General features: G+C 40.0%; 24 protein-coding genes and 1 other annotated feature. Of the genes, 7 read left to right on the top strand and 17 right to left on the bottom strand.

Features of this window, described 5'->3' with window-relative positions:
- Positions 1 to 222: 222 nt before the first annotated feature.
- The gene (locus SJ2017_RS06415; RefSeq protein ID WP_080915219.1) at positions 223 to 774 is read left to right on the top strand and encodes an FKBP-type peptidyl-prolyl cis-trans isomerase; all 552 of its coding nucleotides are present in this window, start codon (positions 223 to 225) and stop codon (positions 772 to 774) included.
- Between the two features lie 224 nt (positions 775 to 998).
- Complete coding sequence (locus tag SJ2017_RS06410; RefSeq protein WP_055025617.1) at positions 999 to 1,382, top strand: hypothetical protein; 384 nt, start codon at positions 999 to 1,001, stop codon at positions 1,380 to 1,382.
- Between the two features lie 56 nt (positions 1,383 to 1,438).
- Here SJ2017_RS06410 and trpR read toward each other — a convergent pair whose 3' ends face one another.
- A complete protein-coding gene (trpR, locus tag SJ2017_RS06405) occupies positions 1,439 to 1,714 on the bottom strand; it encodes a trp operon repressor (RefSeq protein WP_080915218.1) in 276 nt (91 codons plus the stop codon).
- A 220-nt stretch (positions 1,715 to 1,934) separates the two neighbouring features.
- Here trpR and SJ2017_RS06400 point away from each other — a divergent pair, with 220 nt between their 5' ends.
- Entirely contained in the window at positions 1,935 to 2,384 is a 450-nt protein-coding gene (locus tag SJ2017_RS06400) for a c-type cytochrome (RefSeq protein WP_080915217.1), read from the top strand.
- Positions 2,385 to 2,472: 88 nt separating this feature from the next.
- Here SJ2017_RS06400 and SJ2017_RS06395 read toward each other — a convergent pair whose 3' ends face one another.
- On the bottom strand, positions 2,473 to 3,153 hold the full coding sequence (locus SJ2017_RS06395; RefSeq protein WP_080917416.1) for a cytochrome b/b6 domain-containing protein: 681 nt from the start codon (positions 3,151 to 3,153) through the stop codon (positions 2,473 to 2,475).
- Between the two features lie 508 nt (positions 3,154 to 3,661).
- Here SJ2017_RS06395 and hpf point away from each other — a divergent pair.
- Together hpf and SJ2017_RS06385 are read left to right on the top strand one after the other, a co-directional pair.
- A complete protein-coding gene (hpf, locus tag SJ2017_RS06390) occupies positions 3,662 to 4,015 on the top strand; it encodes a ribosome hibernation-promoting factor, HPF/YfiA family (RefSeq protein ID WP_055025657.1) in 354 nt (117 codons plus the stop codon).
- A 145-nt stretch (positions 4,016 to 4,160) separates the two neighbouring features.
- Positions 4,161 to 4,274: a sequence feature (Phe leader region), on the top strand.
- Between the two features lie 59 nt (positions 4,275 to 4,333).
- Entirely contained in the window at positions 4,334 to 6,289 is a 1,956-nt protein-coding gene (locus SJ2017_RS06385) for a chorismate mutase (RefSeq protein ID WP_080915216.1), read from the top strand.
- Positions 6,290 to 6,433: 144 nt separating this feature from the next.
- Here the strand turns inward: SJ2017_RS06385 and SJ2017_RS06380 are convergent, their stop codons facing one another.
- The 8 genes from SJ2017_RS06380 to ffh all read right to left on the bottom strand — a co-directional run bounded on the left by SJ2017_RS06380 (position 6,434) and on the right by ffh (position 12,878).
- Positions 6,434 to 6,766: a hypothetical protein gene (locus tag SJ2017_RS06380; RefSeq protein ID WP_055025613.1), complete on the bottom strand. Its 333-nt coding sequence runs from the start codon at positions 6,764 to 6,766 to the stop codon at positions 6,434 to 6,436.
- 119 nt (positions 6,767 to 6,885) lie between these two features.
- Positions 6,886 to 8,025, bottom strand: coding sequence for a bifunctional chorismate mutase/prephenate dehydrogenase (gene tyrA / locus SJ2017_RS06375; RefSeq protein WP_080915215.1), 1,140 nt, complete (start codon positions 8,023 to 8,025; stop codon positions 6,886 to 6,888).
- Between the two features lie 29 nt (positions 8,026 to 8,054).
- On the bottom strand, positions 8,055 to 9,131 hold the full coding sequence (locus SJ2017_RS06370) for a 3-deoxy-7-phosphoheptulonate synthase (RefSeq protein WP_065109041.1): 1,077 nt from the start codon (positions 9,129 to 9,131) through the stop codon (positions 8,055 to 8,057).
- Between the two features lie 203 nt (positions 9,132 to 9,334).
- On the bottom strand, positions 9,335 to 9,688 hold the full coding sequence (rplS, locus tag SJ2017_RS06365) for a 50S ribosomal protein L19 (RefSeq protein ID WP_055025610.1): 354 nt from the start codon (positions 9,686 to 9,688) through the stop codon (positions 9,335 to 9,337).
- Positions 9,689 to 9,722: 34 nt separating this feature from the next.
- On the bottom strand, positions 9,723 to 10,469 hold the full coding sequence (gene trmD, locus SJ2017_RS06360) for a tRNA (guanosine(37)-N1)-methyltransferase TrmD (RefSeq protein WP_055025609.1): 747 nt from the start codon (positions 10,467 to 10,469) through the stop codon (positions 9,723 to 9,725).
- A 15-nt stretch (positions 10,470 to 10,484) separates the two neighbouring features.
- On the bottom strand, positions 10,485 to 11,015 hold the full coding sequence (gene rimM, locus SJ2017_RS06355; protein ID WP_055025608.1) for a ribosome maturation factor RimM: 531 nt from the start codon (positions 11,013 to 11,015) through the stop codon (positions 10,485 to 10,487).
- 20 nt (positions 11,016 to 11,035) lie between these two features.
- Positions 11,036 to 11,287 (bottom strand): 30S ribosomal protein S16, encoded by a 252-nt coding sequence (rpsP, locus tag SJ2017_RS06350; RefSeq protein ID WP_055025607.1) that lies wholly within the window; start codon positions 11,285 to 11,287, stop codon positions 11,036 to 11,038.
- A 217-nt stretch (positions 11,288 to 11,504) separates the two neighbouring features.
- Positions 11,505 to 12,878, bottom strand: a complete 1,374-nt coding sequence (ffh, locus tag SJ2017_RS06345) for a signal recognition particle protein (RefSeq protein WP_055025606.1) — start codon at positions 12,876 to 12,878, stop codon at positions 11,505 to 11,507.
- Between the two features lie 266 nt (positions 12,879 to 13,144).
- Between ffh and SJ2017_RS06340 the strand changes: the two genes are divergently transcribed.
- The gene (locus tag SJ2017_RS06340) at positions 13,145 to 13,933 is read left to right on the top strand and encodes a cytochrome C assembly family protein (protein ID WP_055025605.1); all 789 of its coding nucleotides are present in this window, start codon (positions 13,145 to 13,147) and stop codon (positions 13,931 to 13,933) included.
- A gap of 101 nt (positions 13,934 to 14,034) precedes the next feature.
- The gene (locus SJ2017_RS06335; RefSeq protein ID WP_080915214.1) at positions 14,035 to 15,321 is read left to right on the top strand and encodes an HlyC/CorC family transporter; all 1,287 of its coding nucleotides are present in this window, start codon (positions 14,035 to 14,037) and stop codon (positions 15,319 to 15,321) included.
- A gap of 72 nt (positions 15,322 to 15,393) precedes the next feature.
- Here the strand turns inward: SJ2017_RS06335 and SJ2017_RS06330 are convergent, their stop codons facing one another.
- The 7 genes from SJ2017_RS06330 to lepB all read right to left on the bottom strand — a co-directional run bounded on the left by SJ2017_RS06330 (position 15,394) and on the right by lepB (position 20,676).
- A complete protein-coding gene (locus SJ2017_RS06330) occupies positions 15,394 to 15,936 on the bottom strand; it encodes an Mpo1 family 2-hydroxy fatty acid dioxygenase (protein ID WP_080915213.1) in 543 nt (180 codons plus the stop codon).
- Positions 15,937 to 16,119: 183 nt separating this feature from the next.
- On the bottom strand, positions 16,120 to 16,500 hold the full coding sequence (acpS, locus tag SJ2017_RS06325; protein ID WP_055025602.1) for a holo-ACP synthase: 381 nt from the start codon (positions 16,498 to 16,500) through the stop codon (positions 16,120 to 16,122).
- Positions 16,500 to 17,237, bottom strand: coding sequence for a pyridoxine 5'-phosphate synthase (gene pdxJ / locus SJ2017_RS06320; protein WP_080915212.1), 738 nt, complete (start codon positions 17,235 to 17,237; stop codon positions 16,500 to 16,502). Before pdxJ ends, acpS begins: the two co-directional genes overlap by 1 nt.
- 91 nt (positions 17,238 to 17,328) lie before the next feature.
- Complete coding sequence (gene recO / locus SJ2017_RS06315) at positions 17,329 to 18,036, bottom strand: DNA repair protein RecO (protein ID WP_080915211.1); 708 nt, start codon at positions 18,034 to 18,036, stop codon at positions 17,329 to 17,331.
- Between the two features lie 44 nt (positions 18,037 to 18,080).
- Complete coding sequence (era, locus tag SJ2017_RS06310) at positions 18,081 to 19,085, bottom strand: GTPase Era (RefSeq protein ID WP_055025599.1); 1,005 nt, start codon at positions 19,083 to 19,085, stop codon at positions 18,081 to 18,083.
- Positions 19,082 to 19,762: a ribonuclease III gene (gene rnc, locus SJ2017_RS06305; protein WP_055025598.1), complete on the bottom strand. Its 681-nt coding sequence runs from the start codon at positions 19,760 to 19,762 to the stop codon at positions 19,082 to 19,084. The genes era and rnc overlap by 4 nt, the downstream gene beginning before the upstream one ends.
- Positions 19,762 to 20,676 carry a signal peptidase I gene (gene lepB, locus SJ2017_RS06300; protein ID WP_065109037.1) on the bottom strand — a complete coding sequence of 305 codons (915 nt, stop codon included), beginning with the start codon at positions 20,674 to 20,676 and terminating at the stop codon, positions 19,762 to 19,764. Before lepB ends, rnc begins: the two co-directional genes overlap by 1 nt.
- Positions 20,677 to 20,806 lie beyond the last annotated feature (130 nt).

Raw genomic sequence — 20,806 nt, 5'->3', positions numbered from 1 at the left:
CAAGTAAAGATAAAAGCATGAATAATACGATTACCAGTACTGATTGTCCGTCAACTCAACAAAATAAGATGTTTTAATCTCCTCTATCATCAACTTGCTTGAAATTGTTTCATTTTAAACAAATTCAGAAACATGTGATTGAATAAGCAAAAGCTGATACAAATCATCGCACACAAAGTTAAAAAGTATTATCATGCCGCCACATTAAGAATTGGAGTCGATATGAAAATCACAAAACATTCAGCAGTGACTATTCACTACCGCTTAACAGACGCTAATGGCGAACTGATTGAAAGTTCATTTGAAGCAGAACCAATGGTTTACCTTCATGGCACAGAAGGATTAATTCCGGGTCTTGAGGTTGAACTTGAAGGCAAAGTTGCTGGTGATAAATTCGATGCAAATATCCCAACAGAACAAGCTTACGGGGAATACCACGAAGGCCTAAAACAAGAAGTGCCTTTAGAAGCTTTTGGTGATATCGAAGATATCGTTCCAGGTATGCGTTTCATTGCAGAAACAGAAATGGGTCAACGTCCTGTTCAAGTGACAGAAGTAAAAGATACCGTTGTCGTTGTAGACGGCAACCACCCTCTAGCAGGCCAAGCCCTAAACTTCAGTGTCGAAGTAATGGATGTTCGTGAAGCGACAGCTGAAGAAGTGGCTCACGGACATATTCATGCAGCAGGCGGTTGTGGCCATGATCATGCTCATGAACAATGTGATACAGAAAAGCTTGGCTGTGATGGCAATGGTGGCTGTGGTTGTCACTAACTTAACAGCGGGTGTAAAGTGCTTAATGCTTAATTCAATGACTTAGGCTCTCAGCACTACGCCAAAAGTTTGAAATCAAAGATACGTTAGCCAATTTCATGGGTAACGTATTTTTTTTAAGTTATTATTTAAGGAGTATAAAAAAACAGCAGTGAGTATCGACAAAGATTATAGCGTTAATTTTTGATACTAACTGATGATTAATAACAAGCGACGGAGTGCTTATGTTAATTAAACCAATCTATGAAATCCTACCATTAACTTATCTGGTTATTGGGGCAGGAAGTGTTGCCCTATTAAAAGAACCTTATGCCATCATAGCATCGTTATTGGTATATTTTTATGGCGCTCACATTTGGAATCAACGCTCGCGTAACCGCCGAACCGACAGGAAGCGAAAGCGTATCGATGGGATTTTACCTGAGAGTATTTATGGTTATTTACCCTTCATTTACATTATGTCTGCAGGACTTATATTTCGATTCCTACCACGAGATTCAGGTGTTGTAATCTCTATCTGTTTATTGACCTATGGTTTATACATTTTGCTGCGCCGAATTAGCTACAGGCACCATAAGGTCCCAGTCGTTAAAATGCAGCGTTGGTAGTCAAAATCAGAGCAAAATCATCCTGACATTAAAGACCCATTTATCATTAACGAGCCTTACAAAATCATATTACGGATCAATTCACGGTGTTCATTATTCATATTTTTTAGATAATTTGAACATCGTGTAATTGTAGCAATACTGACCTGATAATCTGCTGATATTTGTCGCTGACTGAGTTCACCTTGAAGTAGTGATTGGAAAACTTTTAAACGACCTGCAACGGCACTGCGTTCTTCTTCAGTTAATAGCAATTGAAATAACACATTCAACTCGTCTGAATCAGGATAACTCAACACCTTCTCAATCACGGATTCCCAATTTGCGCGCATATTGCTCTCTTTTAGTAATGCTTCAACAGTACAAAGTGTACCAAGTTTTTCTCGATAGAAATAAAAAATTTTGAATCTTTTTTATAATTGCTAAGTTTTACTTTTTTACTTACAAATAGACACAAACAACACTCGCACTCAGTTCAAAATTATGTGTAAAATGTGACATGAACCTAGATGACATTTCTTAACCATATAACTAGAAAATAAGAGAAAGCTTATGAAAAGCCAGATATTAGCAATAGCAGTGAGTGCACTACTTATACCAAGTGTCAATGCGCACAACTTTGAAGATGCAGATGACGCGATTGATTATCGTAAATCAGGATTTAGCTTAATCCGTTACCAATTTGCAGACATGGGTGCCATGTTGAAAGGTAAAAAAGATTTCGATCTTAATGTTTTTCAAACTCGTGCAGCAAACCTTGAAGCGTTAGCAAAAATACCACATGAAGGCTTCATTGATGGATCTGACAAGGGCGATACTGAAGCGCTAGCCAAAATCTGGTCAAACAAAGCTGACTTTGATAGCAAAATGACGACTTTCCAAGAGAATGCCGCTAAGTTATCAGTTGCTGCTCAAAGTGGCGATAAAAAACAAATCAAGCAGGCTTTTGGTAATACCGGCAAGAGCTGTAAAGGTTGTCACGATATGTATAAAAAAGATTAATTTAGTTAATCAATACAAATTAAAAGCCCACTATTAAAGTGGGCTTTTTGATCTTAACAAATCAATAGCAGAATAATTAAGTATCGATTTATAAGAAAGCAACAATAGGTGCAATCAGCCAATATCCAATTACAGCACTTAATATAAGCACTAAGCTCATCGCTAAGATAGATGAAGCCATTTTCGGCGTATTTGATAACATGCTTAACTCTTCATCTGACAGCTTTTTATTACCAGAAATCATCGCAGAAACTAAATTATTGCCTCTAATGGCATAAATCAATATGACTGAAATATGGAGGATGATACAAGCCAAAATGATGTTAAAATTGACTTTATGCAACCATGTAAACCAACGACTAACATCTGAAGAAACCATTGAATATAGGGGACCTTCAGTAAATATGTCGTCACTAGAAAATAGACCACTGACCAATTGAAGGCTTAACACAGCCAGCATAAACAATACCATGTAACCACCTAATGGGTTATGACCAACGACTGGTGAAGTCTTTTTTCCAGTAACATAGGCCATAACTTTTTTAGGGCCTGCAATAAAGTCACTAAAACGGGCGGTTTCACTGCCTATAACCCCCCATAACAGCCTAAATATAATCAAAACCATGAAGCTATAGGCACATATTTGATGCCACTCCATTTCTCCACTATCAGCAGTCCACCAAAGTGAAAATAATAACCCAACCGTTAACCAATGGAATAATCGAGTTGGTATGTCCCATACCTTAATTTTCTTTTGTTCTATACTCATATTATTAGTCATCAAAGTTCATAGATTGTTTAGCAGTATAAAGACACTAGACCTGCTCTCATAGAGGTCTTGCGTAAAGAAGCGTAATTTTTTATGTCAATTTAACCGCTTATCAACTTATTTAGCCAAGGCTGTACAAACTAGGTGAGTTCCATGCTTGCCCATTCACTTTTACAGTAACATCGGTCAACTATCAGCAAAAAGAGTGACACTCATAAGCAAAGAAAAAGAAGTGATGGAGCAAGAGAGGATTTATGAGGTCATTTTATTATAAAAAGTGGGTCAAAAATGAATCATCACTTGGAGGCGTAAGTCATGTAATCCATTCCAATATGAGCCGATTAAAACAGGAATTCAAGCAATTTTACTGAGTTTTTTACCAAAAACGTCTAAGCGATCAAATATGAATCAAACAGTCTATTATTGGATTGAAAACGTGATTTAGATCACGCTTTTTGTTTATAAGCTTGGTAATCTGAACTTAAGCAAACAACAGAAGGTTCGAAATATGCTGAAAATCACTAGCAAGCAACTTGAAGTCACTGCACCAATTCTTGAACGTATTGAAGGACAGTTTGAAAAACTCACACGACACGATATTCAATTAATTAACCCACACGTTATCATCACTCAGGAAAAGCAGATCTTTAAAATTGAGTCTTCTGTAGGCTTGCCAAGTGGAGAATTATTTGCCCAGGCGAAAAACGAGAACCTTTACGCAGCAATTACTGCAATGGGTAAAAAGCTGGAAAAACAGCTAAATCGCCTGACCCACAAACCACAAGCTCAACGTCACGTTTCGCCAATGGCTGAAACCGATAATGATTTTGAGTATGACTACAAGGAGGAAACAGCAGCTTGACGATCAATTTACATAACAACCAAGAGCGCATCCTCGGATGCGCTTTTTTATGTCTTTAGCATTAATAACCTCAGTTTATCGATAATCTTGAGCATAATTTAATTGACACAACCTGCTCTGCACTTTAGTTTTAATGACATGAACAAATTCATTCCAAGCAATTTTATTTTCTTTTTTATTCAGCCCCCACATTGAGGCGGATTTTTTGTGTAAAAACGAAAATGAAATTAGAAGCCTCCCACTTGGGGGGCTTTTTATTAATTTATTCCTGATGCATACGGCAGTAAGTATCTCTAAGCAGTCTTTATAGAGGCAATAATGAAAAAAGCGCCAGAATTAAATCAAACCCGAGAGCAAATCACTGCCCTAGACAAAGAGTTACTATCACTTCTCTCAAAGCGAAGAAGTTTAAGCTTGGATGTTGCACGTAGTAAGGAAGTCGATGTCAGACCTATCCGAGATACCAAACGTGAAAAAGAGTTACTTGCAAGACTGGTGCAACAAGGTCGAGAACACGGTTTAGACGCACATTTTGTTATCTCTTTATATCAAAGCATTATCGAAGACTCTGTACTTAATCAGCAAGCATATCTTCACGGTCGGGCTAACCCTGAAATTCAACAACCCCAATCGACTATTGCGTATCTAGGTGCTCGCGGTTCTTATTCTTATTTAGCTGCCAGTCGTTTTTGCCAGCGCAGACAAGTGGAAATGATTGATTTAGGCTGTCAGAGCTTTGATGAAATCGTAAAATCCGTAGAGCTTGGTCATGCTGACTTAGGTTTTCTGCCTATAGAAAATACTTCATCAGGTTCCATCAATGAAGTTTACGATGTTTTACAACACACATCTCTTTCTATTGTCGGTGAAACGACCATTGAAGTGGGTCATTGCTTATTGACCAAAGACGGAGCAAGCCTAGAAGATATCAAAACAGTATTTGCTCACCCGCAACCCATTAGCCAATGCAGTCACTGGCTATCACAACACCCTAAATTAACCTTGGCATATTGCTCAAGTAGTGCTGAAGCGATGCAAAATGTCATTGATGCTGACGATAATAGCGTTGCTGCTATTGGAAGTGCAGAAGGCGGAGCGCTTTATCAGCTAAGTGCGGCTGAAAATGGTTTAGCAAATCAAAAAATAAATCAAAGCCGTTTTATTGTTGTGGCAAGAAAAGTGGTCGATGTGCCTTCTCAGTTACCCGCTAAAACAACCTTGATTATGGCTACAGGCCAAAAACCTGGTGCGCTAGTTGAAACGCTACTCGTACTCAAAGCTCATAATATCAATATGAGTAAATTAGAGTCTCGCCCTATTCCTGGAACCCCTTGGGAAGAGATGTTTTATTTAGATGTTGATGCAAACTTAGCGACTGCAGAGCTTCAACAAGCGCTTAAAGAATTAGAACGCTTAACACGCTTTATTAAAGTGCTAGGTTGTTACCCATGCGAAACGGTAAAACCGACTCAATTAAATAATAGTCAATTACTTATCGAGCCCGTCAGCTCAAAAGAAACCAGTGAAAAAAGCAACACTCTCGATGATGCCCCAAAACATTCAACTTTATATCGCCAGCAAAAAACGGTCATAGAGGTTAAACAATTCAACGTCGGAAAAGGCGAGTTTGCGGCCATTAAACAACTTGATATTCCAATGGCGAATGATGCCTTTGCAGCACAAGTGAAACAAATCAAAGAAACTGGATATCAAGCAGTGTTAATGCTTAATACAGCAACAGAAAGTGTTTCCTTATCTGAGATAAAGCAATATTGTCACTTACTAGACCAAGCAGGCTTAACTAGCGTCGTGGAAGTAAATTCAGTCAGCGAAATTAACGACACGGTGAAAGTAGCTGATATGGTCTACATTTCAGGCAAAGAAATGTATAACGATGAATTGTTATGTTCTGCGGGCTCAGTGACAACACCAGTATTGTTAGAACGAAATACGATGGCAAGCACCGCTGACTGGCTTGCATCGGCAAACAAAATCCTGACGCAAGGTAATCAGCAATTAATACTCGTTGAAGCTGGTGTAAGAAGCTTTACAACACCGGAGCAATTATCTCTAGACCTTGCAGGGTTAATCGAAGTTATCGCACTAAGTCACTTACCAATACTAGGGAACACTAGTTTTGCAGTTGAAGATAATCTCGTCAGTCAACAAGCTAAAGCGATTAAACAGCTAAGTGCAAGTGGACTGATTATAGGCAATAAGCAACTAACTGACACAACACAACAGACTGAACTTTTACATCAATTGCATCAATAGCAAACTTGTTATTAAAATCTAGCTTCTGTTGGCTTTAGCTAGCTAAATTAACAAGCAACAAAAAACCGAACTAAAGAGTTCGGTTTTTTATTTTTAGTCTTACTGTATTTGACCTTACTTTAGGTGCAAGGCTTTAACCGTTGTTTAGTACATATTCACACTGTCATTTAGCCCTAACCAACCTTTAAAAATACGGTAGCTAAACCAAGTTAAAGCAGCCAAAAAAATCGGGATGCTGAGCCAGAGCAAAGGAATAAAGTAACCAATCAACAATAAAGTGACTAACCCAGTAATACTGTTACGTTGCCAACGTAAATGCGATGACAGCAATGAATGTGTCGCTATATTAGTTTGTGACAGGTTAATCAATAAACTAAAGAAAACAGGCAAAAAGAACAATGGAAATGCGCTCATGAGCGCGTATAAAAAGTGGCCGAGTGATAAATCTTCTGCGGTATAAACCTCAGTCTCTGTCATCAGACTTCACTCCTATTCACGTTAAATTTAAGGGAGTTACTCAGCGTAACTCCCTTATAACCATAATCCTAGTTTCGTCATTTCGCAATATTTAGCTGACTTTTACAACCGAATTGAAACTAATTCGTTTTCATATCATTAACTGACTGCAACATTGCACGGCTTTCATGTTGAAATTGTGGAGCAAAATCACCGAACCATTTAGCCACATCTTTAAACTGGGCAACAAAAGCCTCACGATTACCAGTTTGAAGTAATGTCAGCGCATCACGATAATTATCAAGATAATCACTAATCGCAACTTGGCTGCCTTCTTGTGCAAATATTATATCGGCATACAACTCAGGATCTTGAGCAAACAAGCGACCAACCATAGCTAACTCAAGACGGTAAATCGGAGAACTAAACTGCAATAAACTCTCAATATCAGCCTCTTCTTTACACAAATTCACCCCATAAACAAAACTGGAAAAATGGCGCATTGCTTGAACTAACTGCATGGCTTTATCATGCTTTTCGGCATTTTCATTGACAATTCGAGCCCCCCAAATGGTTATTTGCTCAAGTAGCCATTGATAAGACTCCGCTCCACGGCCATCACAGACAACCACAACTTGTTTCGCTAAACTGCCAATATCAGGACCAAACATTGGATGTAAGCCAACTACAGGGCCCTTATGGGCTGCTAACATTGCATTTAAGGGTTCGGACTTAATAGATGTTAAATCAGCTAATATGCACTGCTCAGGTAAGTTATTTAATTTGTCTCTAATCAGATCGCATGTAATCTTGATAGGCACAGTGACAATCACCATTCCAGCACCATCAAAAAGTTCATCAGCACGGTGCCAATCATCTTTATCTAAGCTTTTAACTTGATAACCAGACAGCGTCAGCATTTGACTAAAAAGCCCACCTAATTGACCTTCGCCACCCACAATTACAATATGACCAAGATCCGTTTTCACTTGCTTGAAACCAACATCCTTCTCATTTAAATAAGACTCACGCATTAAACGACGCAAAATATCTTCAATAAGTTGAGGAGAAATATCCATCTCACTCGCCTCTTTACGGCGTTTAGCCAGCATTGAAGCTTCACGTTGCGGAGCATAAATTGGGACACCTGCAGCATGCTTAACCGTGCCGACTTGCGCGACAAGATCTAAGCGCTTTCGTAGCAAGTTCAATAACTGCTTATCTACGCCATCTATTAACTCTCGTAAATTTTCTAAATCTAATGTCGTTTTTTCGTTCATGGTAGTTCAATCTCTGCAGTATTGGTCAACTACTTAGCCGCAAAGCGAGTAGGTAAAATTGCTTTTAATGATTCAGCATTACGACGCAATAATGACTCAGTCGTCGCCCAATTGATACATGAATCTGTGACAGATACGCCATAAGCAAGCTCGGGTAATGGTTTATCGCAAGCTTGATTTCCTTCATTTAAATGGCTTTCTAACATCACACCAATTACAGAGCGGTTTCCGTCGGCGATTTGCTGAAACACATCTTCGCAGACTAAGGTTTGTCTTGTGTAATCTTTAGATGAATTACCATGACTACAGTCAATGATTAATCGCGCATTCAGTTTGGCTTTATGTAATTGCTCTTCACAAACGGCGACACTTTCTGCGTCATAGTTTGGGGTTTTACCACCACGTAAGATAACGTGCCCGTCTGGGTTACCTGCCGTTTGCAATAATGATACTTGCCCTTGTTGGTTAATCCCCATAAAGCGATGACTACTGGCAGCTGACTTTAATGCGTTAATAGCCACATCTAGTTTGCCATCAGTACCATTTTTGAATCCCACCGGCATAGATAAGCCTGATGCCATTTCACGGTGGGTTTGCGACTCAGTCGTTCTTGCCCCAATAGCAGACCAAGTAACTAACTCTGACATGTATTGCGGACTAATAGGATCAAGTGCTTCTGTTGCCACAGGCAATTCAAGCTCTGCAAGCCAAATCATCAGCTCACGCGCCATTCTTAAACCTTTCTCTACATCAAATGATTCATTCATATCAGGATCATTTATAAGCCCTTTCCAGCCTACTGTTGTGCGAGGTTTTTCGAAGTACACTCGCATTAAGATGTAAAATTCACCACTTAGCTCATCGTGAAGTTTTTTAAGTTTTAATGCATATTCTTTTGCTGCATCGATGTCATGAATAGAGCAAGGGCCTGTCACGATTAGCACACGATTATCGCGCTTATGAACAATATCCGCCACCGTTTGGCGAGCATCTAAAATATACTGATAAGCATGATCAGATAACGGTAACTCATTTTTTAACTCAGCTGGCGTAACCAACACCTTTTCAGAACTAATGTGGACGTTGTTAATCGTATCTTGTTGCATGCTCTATACTCACTTCTGTTCGTGTTAACTCTATTTCAAAATATCACTGTAACGCTACACCATTACAAAGTTGAGCTAACTATGCCTTGTTCAAGTTCACTTGGCAACCTAAAAATTTTTAATTTTGACTAATAAAACAAAAACCCGCCATATAGGCGGGTTGTTGTGCGAACACTGCATCTAATTTTTCAAGCGGGTAACTATTACTTAGTTGCCAACTTCTCACGGATACGTGCAGATTTACCTGAACGCTCACGTAGGTAGTAAAGCTTAGCACGACGAACACGACCGCGACGCTTAACTTCGATGCTAGCTACTAGTGGACTGTGAGTTTGGAAACCACGCTCAACACCTTCGCCATTAGAGATTTTACGTACAGTGAATGCAGAGTGAAGACCACGGTTACGCTTAGCGATTACCACACCTTCGAACGCCTGTAGACGCTCTTTTTCACCTTCTTTAACACGTACTTGAACGACTACTGTATCACCAGCACCAAATTCAGGTACGTCAGTTTTCATTTGCTCATCGTTGAGCATTTTAATGATATTGTTCATAACTTACTCCGTTCTAGGATTAACTGAGCTTCGACTAAACAGGCTTGTCTAAATTGTTAACAAACTCTGCTAAAAGAGTCTTTTGTTCGCCAGTCAGAGCTAGATTTTCAAATAATTCTGGTCGTCGTAAAAAAGTCCTACCAAGACTTTGTTGCAACCGCCAGAGTCTAATTTTTTCGTGGTCACCGCTTAACAACACTGCCGGAACACCAACACCATCCAAGTTTTCAGGGCGAGTATAGTGAGGACAATCCAATAAACCATCAGAGAAAGAATCTTGCTCTGCTGATGCTTGCTTACCTAGTACACCAGGTACTAGCCTTGCAACTGAATCAATGAGAGTCATCGCAGGTAATTCTCCGCCCGAAAGCACATAATCACCAATTGACCATTCTTCATCAACTTCAGATTGGATGATACGTTCATCAACACCTTCGTATCGACCACATACCAGTACCAAACTCGATGATTGACTTAACTCACTGACACCTTGCTGATCCAGCTTGCGTCCTTGAGGCGATAAGTAAATCACCTTCGCACCGTCACCTGCAGCTGCTTTCGCAGCATGAATCGCATCGCGTAACGGTTGCACCATCATCAACATACCAGGACCACCACCGTAAGGACGGTCATCAACAGTATTATGTCGATCATGTGTGAAATCACGAGGATTCCATGTTTGCAACTCTAACAGTCCGTTTTTAACGGCTCGACCCGTCACTCCAAAGTCTGTAACAGCACGAAACATCTCAGGAAACAGGGTTACAACCCCTAACCACATATGTTGTACCTCGACTTAAAAGTCTGGATCCCAATCCACTAATATCTGTTTACTTTGCACATTCACCTCAAGGATGAACTGCTCAGGGACAAAGGGAATCATGCGTTCCGCTTTGCCAAAAGCATCTTTAACGTTAGCTTTAACAAGTAACACGTCGTTAGATCCTGTTTCCACGATCTGGTCAACACTGCCCATGTCATAGCCTTTAGTGTTTGTCACAGTACAACCAATTAAGTCACGCCAGTAGAATTCATCCTCTGACAAGTCTTTAATTTGGTCATGCTGGATGGCAATCTCACAGTTAGTAAGCAGTTGCGCATCTTCTCGGTTGTTTACGCCTTCAAGACAAGCAACAATTGCTTTACCTTGATAACGCCACTGAGCGACCTTAACTTCACGCCATTCACCTTGTTCTTTAATTAGCCAAGGCGAATAATCAAAAATACCTTCAACAGAATCGGTATAAGAAGTGATTTTCATCCAACCTTTAATACCATGACTAGAACCAATTTTTCCTAGTACGATGGGTTGTTGATTACTACTCATCTATTTATACCTTAACGCTATTAAGCAACAGCTTTACGAGCGTCTTTGATCAACTTTGCTACGCGTTCTGAAGTTGCTGCACCAGTAGCAACCCAGTGATCTACACGGTCTAGATCTAAACGTAAAGTTTCTTCTTGGCCTTTAGCTAAAGGGTTGAAAAAACCAACACGTTCGATGAAACGACCGTCACGAGCATTGCGGCTATCAGCAACAACGATATTGTAAAATGGACGCTTTTTTGCGCCGCCACGAGCTAAACGAATGGTAACCATGCGTTTTAATTCCTCTAATGATTTGCTAGTTAGCAAAATAAAAACTGGGACTCCGTGTTCGCGAAGGGCCCCAGAGAAAGCCGCAAGATTTTACCTGATTTTACAATTAATGCAACCAAATCCGTCGTTTTTTAAACCAAGACATTTAAGGTTGCATCAATGAAAACTCAATCTTTACGGGACAAATTGAAAAGTCTTTATTGAATAAGGCTACGAATCAACGCCCTGGGAACTTCATTCCAGGTGGCATCATTCCGCCCATGCTGCGCATCATTTTCTTCATACCACCTTTACCAGACATTTTTTTCATCATTTTTTGCATCTGGGTAAACTGTTTCAATAGACGGTTAACGTCTTGAATTTGAGTACCTGAACCTAATGCAATGCGGCGCTTACGCGATCCTTTGATAATATCTGGACGTTGGCGTTCGCCAGGCGTCATAGAGTTAATAATGGCTTCCATTTGATTGGTCATTTTACCATCTTGAACTTGAGCTAATGCTTCTGGTGGAAGTTGGCCTACACCAGGCAGTTTCTCAATCATGCCCATCATGCCGCCCATATTTTTCATTTGCTGCAGTTGTTCACGAAAATCTTCAAGGTCGAATCCACCACCCGACTTCACTTTCGAAGCCAGCTTCATCGCTTTTTCTTTATCAACACCACGCTCAACTTCTTCAATCAGCGACAATACATCGCCCATACCAAGAATACGTGATGCTATACGTTCAGGATGGAAAGGTTCTAGTGCATCGGTTTTTTCACCAACACCTAAGAACTTAATTGGTTTACCGGTAATGTTTCTGATAGATAGTGCGGCACCACCACGAGCATCACCATCAACTTTTGTCAGAATGACACCCGTTAACGGTAGCGCTTCATTAAATGATTTTGCCGTATTAGCTGCGTCTTGACCTGTCATTGCATCAACAACAAATAAAGTCTCAACAGGGTTAATCGTGGCATGGAGATCTTTAATCTCATCCATCATCGCTTCATCAACATGGAGTCGACCCGCAGTATCGACTATCACCACATCAATGAACTTTAATTTCGCATGAGCAATAGCCGCCTTTGCGATATCAACAGGCTTTTGGCTAACATCTGATGGGAAAAATTCAACTTCAACTTCAGTTGCTAGTGTTTCTAACTGTTTGATCGCTGCAGGACGATAGACGTCAGCGCTGACCACCAGTACAGATTTCTTTTCACGCTCACGCAAAAATTTCGCTAATTTAGCGACACTGGTCGTTTTACCCGCCCCTTGTAAGCCGGCCATCATTAATACTGCAGGTGGTTGAGCGGCTAAATCTAAAGCTTCATTCGCCTCACCCATTGCCTTTTCAAGTTCATTTTGGACAATTTTAATGAATGCTTGTCCTGGACTTAAACTTTTAGAGACTTCTTGACCTACGGCACGCTCTTTTACGCTATTAACAAATTGGCGTACAACGGGCAATGCAACATCAGCCTCAAGTAGTGCCATACGCACTTCTCGCAAGGTTTCTTTAATGTTGTCTTCGGTTAAGCGACCACGACCACTAATATTCTTGAGGGTGCGCGACAGTCTGTCGGATAGATTCTCAAACATGCTCTGCTGTTTACCTTAAAACGATTCGATAATTGGCGCCTATTATACCCAAACTACTTCAAGATGCGAGATTAGCCTTCAGACAGAGTATTGATGTAGGTCATTATTCGTAAATTATTTGGCGTTAAATGGAGGAAACTGTTAAATTTTGGGTCTTAGGTCACTGCCCTAATGACCTTGGTTCATGTTAATCTAAGATAAATAATTTTGTGCTGATTTTATTTTTAAAAACAACCTGCACTACTAACTTGATAGGTTTATTCCAGATGGTCATTTTTTCAGCTTCGGCTATGTTGTTTTACTGCATCGCACTTGTACTTGTTACGAGTCGATTGTTTCATGCAGAAGGACCCAACCGTAAATTAGTCGCAATCTTTGCTTCTATTGCAGTTGTGCTTCATGGCATAGCGCTATCACAAACCATTTATACCGCTGAAGGGCAGAACTTTAGTTTAACGAATGTCATTTCGTTAGTTAATTGGATCATTGCCTTTAGCTTCACCATCATAATGCACCGTTTAAAAGTGATTGTTGTCGTGCCTGTGGTTTATGCTTGTTCGGTAATATCAGTTGCCGTACTCTGGTTAATTCCACCACAGTACATTATTCATTTTGATGGCCACCCAGAAATACTCGCTCATATTGTTTTATCATTAATGGCGTATAGTGCCCTGATGATTGCCGCACTTTATGCGATTCAACTATGGCTAATTCAAAATAAATTAAAAAACAAAAAGACCATGATGAGCCCTGGTATGCCGCCATTAATGACGGTTGAAAAGCAGTTATATCACTTGGTTACTATTGGTGTGATGTTACTTACTTTATCTTTAGCAACAGGCTTTATCTTTTTAGAAGACATGTTTGAAGACGGTAAAGGCCATAAAGCGATTTTATCTATTCTCGCTTGGGTCGTGTACAGCATCATGTTATGGCAGCATTACACTATCGGTTGTCGTATTCGCACTGCCGTTATTTATACGCTTTCAGGGGCTGCCTTGCTATCGCTTGCTTATTTTGGCGCACGAATAGTAACCGAGCTCATTTTGCGATAACCCGATAATTATTTAATTAGCCGCAAGCAAACTTGACACTTATGACGAATGATTGATACTCATCATTCGTCTTTTTTTTACTACATTAACTGGAGCTATTTTTGGACGCTATTTCTACCAGCGCACTCTTCCTTTCTCTTCTGGTATTAATCCTAATCTCAGCTTACTTTTCAGGCTCAGAGACGGCGATGATGACATTAAATCGTTATCGACTTCGCCATCTTGCAGCAAATGGTCATAAAGGGGCACAACGCGCCCTAAAAATGTTGGAGCGACCAGACAGGCTTATTGGTTTAATTCTTATCGGTAATAACCTAGTTAACATTCTTGCCTCAGCAATCGCTACGATCATTGGAATACGCTTATTTGGTGATGTGGGCGTAGCCATTGCCACTGGTGTACTCACATTAGTGGTACTGATTTTTGCAGAAGTAACCCCAAAAACCGTTGCAGCCTTACACCCTGAAAAAATTGCTTTTCCATCAAGCTGGCTGTTGCGTGCCCTACTCTCAGTATTATGGCCATTTGTTAAAGCGATTAACTTAATCACTTCTGGTTTTCTTCGCTTACTCGGCATTAAAAATGTCAGTGTAAATGATGCCTTAAGCCAAGAAGAGTTAAGAACAGTTGTTCATGAAGCTGGCGCCCTTATTCCACAACGACATCAAGAGATGCTGATATCGATTTTAGACTTAGAAAAAGTCACGGTAGAAGACATTATGATCCCTCGTTCAGATATTTACGCAATCAATGTTAATGATGATTTTAAAACCATCAATAAACAAGTCACCCAAAGCCCACACACCAGGGTTTTGGTATATCGAGATAATATTGATGATGCTGTCGGGTTTATTCATTTACGTGATGCATTACGCCTGCAGTCAAAAGAAGAATTCAGCAAGTCATCGCTATTAAGAGCCGTTAAAGAATTATACTTCATCCCTGAAGGCACTCCTCTGACTGTGCAGCTATCGAATTTTCAGCAAAACAAAGAGCGTTTTGGGTTAGTTGTTGATGAATATGGCGATATACAAGGCTTAGTCACCCTTGAAGATATTTTAGAGGAAATTGTCGGCGACTTTACCACTTCGATGATTACCACTGCCAGCGAAGACATTGATATTCAACAAGATGGTAGCTTCATTATTGATGCCACAATCAACATTCGTGATTTAAATAAAGAAATGAAGTGGGACTTTTCGACAGAGGGACCAAAAACGCTGAATGGAATCATTATTGAGTACCTTGAAGATATCCCTGATGCAGGTACCACTTTAACGATTGATAGCTACCATATCGAAGTCATAGATGTCTCAGATAATATGATAAAAACGGTTAAGGTCATTCCATTAGTGAAAGAACCCACCAATGAGGAAGCTGAAGAGTAAAACACCAACGCTTTCTTCATCCCATAAATAAAGGCGCAAAATGCGCCTTTATTTATGGGAGAACGGCGGCGTTTACGCTGCTTGTTTTCTTTTTGCCTCAAGTGCGCGACGTTTGTCTCGGGCAATCGGCGTAATCTCTTGCTCTAGTGCTTTATTCATACCCAGCATAAAGTACAGTTCAGCCATTAAAAAAAACGGACCTATTAATAACTGATTCAAATCATCAATAAAAGCAGGTTTTGCTTTTTCGTATTTATGACCAATAAACTGAATTACCCAACCAATAAAAAATACGCCAACGCCAATCAACCATGCGCCATTAATTTGTGACACTAATGAGGATGTGATTAACACAGGAATAATAAAAATCGTCAAACCTAAGGCTAACCCTCTGTGTAATATAAAGTAGTAAACTAAAGTGCCTATGGCGAATAGAGTAGCTACGTTCAGCTTAATCCCTTCTTCAGCGAATAAGACAAAATTAACAGGAATAAGATTAAGCAACAAAAAGACTGACCAAATAATTAACGGTACACCGACAAAGTGGGTTCGAATATTTTTCGGGTTTAAATGCACACTTTTATAGGTTGCGAGCTGTTCTACGGCCGATTTCATCTTGAGTCCTTATTATCATTATTATGTAACACCTTGTTAACTTACCTCAAGTTAGCAGTGGAGCTCAAGCTCTAGGTTTTTCAATCAATACCTTTAGACTAGATATTTAATTTTCAGCACAAATAAAAAAAGCGCCGAAGCGCTTTTATAAAAACTAAAATGAGTTGTTGACGATACAACTCGTTAGGACTCAATAACCACGGTAGCAACTGCGTAGTGCTGCTCATCAGCAATTGTCAGATGCCCGCTTGTGGCGCCGAGTTCATGCATTCGTGCAAGCGCCCCGTCGGTAAAGCTCACTTGCGGTGCACCACTATCGTTATTACTGATATGAATATGTTGAAACGATACACCTCGGCCAATACCTGTACCTAATGCTTTTGCTGCCGCTTCTTTTGCTGCAAATCGCTTTGCAAGAAAACGATGAGGCGCACTTGAGGCTATATACACTTGTAACTCTACCGGTGTGAGAACTCGCTTTGCCAGCTTATCTCCCAAACGGGCATACTGCTGTTCAATGCGATTGATTTCAACAATATCTGTGCCAAGTCCCTTGATTGCCATTACTCGCCTCTGCGACCTTCTAGCATCAGTTTCTTCATATCTTTAACTGCGACAGCTAAGCCATCAATTGCAGCTCTAGCAATCACTGCATGACCAATATTCAGCTCATACAGTTCAGGAATAGCAGCAATCGCTTTGACATTGTGATAATGCAAACCGTGTCCCGCATTCACAACTAAGCCCTTGCTATGCGCATACTTAGCCATTTCAGTGATACGAGCTAACTCCAATGTTTGTTCTTCATCAGTTTTAGCATCAGCATAGCAACCGGTATGAATTTCAATATATGGAGCACCAGAGGCCACAGCTGCATCGATTTGCGCTTTATCAGCATCAATAAATAAAGACACCTTAATCCCATGGGCTGCTAAACGCGTCACTGCATCAGTGATTTTATCCATCTGCCCCGCAACATCTAAACCACCTTCAGTCGTTAATTCTTCACGCTTTTCTGGAACTAAACACGCATAAGCAGGTTTAACATCACAGGCGATAGAAATCATTTCTTCAGTCACAGCAAATTCAAAATTCATTCTGGTTTTTAGCGTCTTTGCTAAAAGATATACATCTCGGTCAACAATGTGGCGACGGTCTTCTCTTAAGTGAATAGTAATACCATCTGCACCTGCATGTTCTGCGACTGCTGCTGCATGTACAGGATCCGGATAATCTGTACCACGCGCTTGTCGTAGAGTAGCAATATGGTCGATGTTAATTCCTAATAAAATTCCACTCACGGTAGCGCTCCTTAATCACAATAATATTTAGCGTAAATGGGTTATTAACCTCATTCACCTAGCTTAAATGACTTCTATAAATTCACTTAGCTTATTTTTTAATAAATAGTTTTCTACTTAGTAATGGCTTTGTCCCCAATAACGGTGACAAAAGTAATCTCATTAGCCCTTTTGCTTGTACCAAGTTTTCAGGCGTCAATGTCTTAGCTTTAAGGTTAATCAGCATTTCGCCTGATAACAGTTGCTTACTGTGGGTAATATGCGTGCTCGCTTGCTGAGCAACAGGTAAAAAACCTTCATCAGCGATAATACGGTAACTCATCACTGGTTCAATTTTTTCACCTTGAGTATCATAATCTAATGAAGGTAACGCCCCTAGTTCAGCTAATAATTCCATTTCAAAATATCGCAGATGCTCGGAGCTAAATTCGCTCGCAAGCGACATAATGCAACGGTGATAATGAATAAATAGACCTTCTGCATGTTGTCCAGAATCAAGTACCCTTACTAACAACTCATTAAGATACATCGCAGAATACAAGCTGGAAGAAGTTAACGGTAATGCAGGGGCAGCAGGCTCTATTTGGGTTATAAATTTAAGGCTTGAATCTGAAGTATCAGATTTTGAATTGAATTGAAATATCAGTGGCTGAAAAGGTTGAATGATACTTTTAAGATTTTTTTTACCACTGCCCACCCGAACAAGTGCATCTATGCGACCAACACCATCGACTAACAGATTAACAATCACACTGGATTCTCTGTATGGTCGATGATGAAGTATATATCCGCGTAACATGTTAGTTATGAACAGCGTTAAACAAAATTGGTACTGACACTTGGTTAGTCTTCGCCATAGCCTAAACTGCGAAGTGCACGCTCATCGTCAGCCCAACCCGATTTAACTTTGACCCAAATTTCGAGAAAGACTTTATTATCAAACAAGGTTTCCATGTCTAATCGAGCTTGGGTGGCAATTGTACGAATTCGCTCACCTTTATTACCAATTACCATGCGTTTTTGGCCTGTGCGTTCCACAAGGATTAGCGCATTGATTTGATAAACACCGTTATCCATCATCTTAAATTGTTCAATTTCAACGGTTGCATCATAAGGTAACTCGTCACCTAAAAAGCGCATGAGTTTTTCACGAACAATTTCAGATGCCATAAAACGCTGAGAGCGATCTGTCACATAGTCTTCAGGGAAGTAAAACTGCCCCTCAGGTAACGAGGCTTGCGCTAAATCTAAAATGCGCTGCACATTGGTGCCTTTGGTTGCAGATATTGGCAATATCTCATCAAAGGTAAACTTTTCAGACAGCTCAGCTAGATAAGGAAATAACGCTTCTTTATCTTTAATATTATCGACTTTGTTAATGGCTAAAACCGTTTTACGCTTACCACTGCCTTGTTGCAGCTTATTAAGCACCATTTCGTCATCTTCAGTCCAAGTCATACCATCAACAACAAATACAACCATAGACACATCAGCAAGAGAACTGGCAGCAGCACGGTTCATTAAACGGTTAATAGCCCGTTTTTCATCAATATGAAGACCTGGGGTATCAATAAAGATGATTTGTTTCTCTTCATCAGTATGAATACCCATAATACGGTGACGAGTTGTCTGAGGCTTTTTAGAAGTAATACTGACCTTCTGCCCAAGCAACTTGTTTAATAGTGTAGATTTACCTACATTTGGTCGACCGACAATTGCAACCATGCCACAAAAAGTCACTTCATATTTGGCTTTTGCAGCAGGTGCAGCACCGTTCATCCTTGCCAATAATTCATCTAAGCTTGGCTCTACTGGCGAGCTTTCTGGCAAGTCTGTTTTTTTGGTCATTTATTAATTAACTCCAATACCTGAGCGGCTGCAAGCTGCTCAGCTTTTCTTCTTGAAGTACTGACACCCGTCACTACTTTATCTAATTCAGAAATACGACATTCGACCGTGAACGTCTGATTATGCGCATCACCTTTTACATCAACCACATTATATTCGGGCAATGGCTTTTTATAGCCTTGCAAGTACTCTTGCAAAATGGTTTTAGGATCTTTTTGATTTATACCAGGTTTAATCTCAGCTAATCGTTGCTTATACCATGTCAGTAGTAAGCGTCGACACGTTTCGATATCGGCATCCAGGTATATCGCACCTATGATGGCTTCTACAGCATCGGCTAAAATAGATTCCCGTCTAAAACCACCGCTTTTTAACTCACCAGGCCCTAAATAAAGGTAATCACCTAATTTAAACTCTTTTGCAATCACGGTTAACGTTTCACCTTTCACTAAGGTTGAACGCATACGGCTTAAGTCGCCTTCTGTGACTTTCGGAAACTGGTGATATAAAGCATCAGATATCACAATAGATAAAATCGAATCACCTAGGAACTCCAAACGCTCATTATGCTTTGATGATGCGCTACGATGAGTTAAAGCATGAGTCAGTAAATCTATATTCTTGAACTCATAACCTAATGTGCGACATAAACGGGGTAAATTTTTAATTGGTTCCATTACTTAATCGCACCTACTCTGTCAAAACGAACACCTGTTGGCACCCAAGTTGGTAACCAACTACTAGCAGGACGTTCAAACTCAAAGCTTATCCAAATCGCAACCGCTTTACCGACTAAATTGGCTTCAGGAACAAAGCCCCAAAAACGGCTATCTGTACTGTTGTCACGGTTATCACCAATGGCAAAATATTGTCCTTCAGGGACAATAAATTCGCCTACTGCTGTACCAGGCTGTTCAAAGAAGTGATTACTAAAGTCAGGGCGCGAAGGATTAATTAAAATATCATGTTCAACGTCGCCTAATTGCTCAGTGTAACGAGATAAAGGAATTCCTTCTTGAGTAAACTCACCACGATTAACACTGCTTAACTTAATCGCTTTAGCACCAGGACACGCTGACTTATCTTCACATTTAGGTTGAATCAGAAACTGTTTATTTTGATAAACAACTCTGTCGCCCGGTAAACCGATAACTCTTTTAATATAGTCGATTTCTGGTTGTTTAGGGTATTTGAATACAAACACATCACCGCGTTCTGGTTCGCCTGTTTCAACTAATTTGCTGCGCCAAACAGGATCTCGCAAACCATAACTGAATTTTTCAACCAAAATAAAATCACCAACAAGCAGTGTCGGTTTCATAGAGCCTGAAGGAATTTGAAATGGTTCATAAATGAATGAGCGAAGGATCAATACAAAGGCAATCACAGGGAAGATAGAATGAGCAAATTCAACGACCACTGATTCACGTGTGATATTTTCTTTTGCTTCGTCTGATAAATCAGGCGTTTGCGCTTCAGCCAGTGCTAACTTTTCACGTCGTTTAGGGGCGAAGGCTATTACGTCAACAAGCCAAATTAGACCGCTGACTAAGGTTACAATAACTAATATAAGAGAAAAATGGGCTGCCATTAGGGTTTAAGCTCCTGCCTTAACACTGTATATAGTTCAGTGTATGACACTAATAAAAAGTGATTATCCTATGTCGTGCTGTTAGGTTCACTCTGAGTAATGTTACAAAGTATATAAAATCACTTCATAT

It is taken from the genome of Shewanella japonica (assembly GCF_002075795.1).
GTDB lineage: Bacteria > Pseudomonadota > Gammaproteobacteria > Enterobacterales > Shewanellaceae > Shewanella > Shewanella japonica.
Note: the sequence above shows the minus strand (reverse complement) of the source record. Positions and strands in the feature narration are given on the sequence as shown.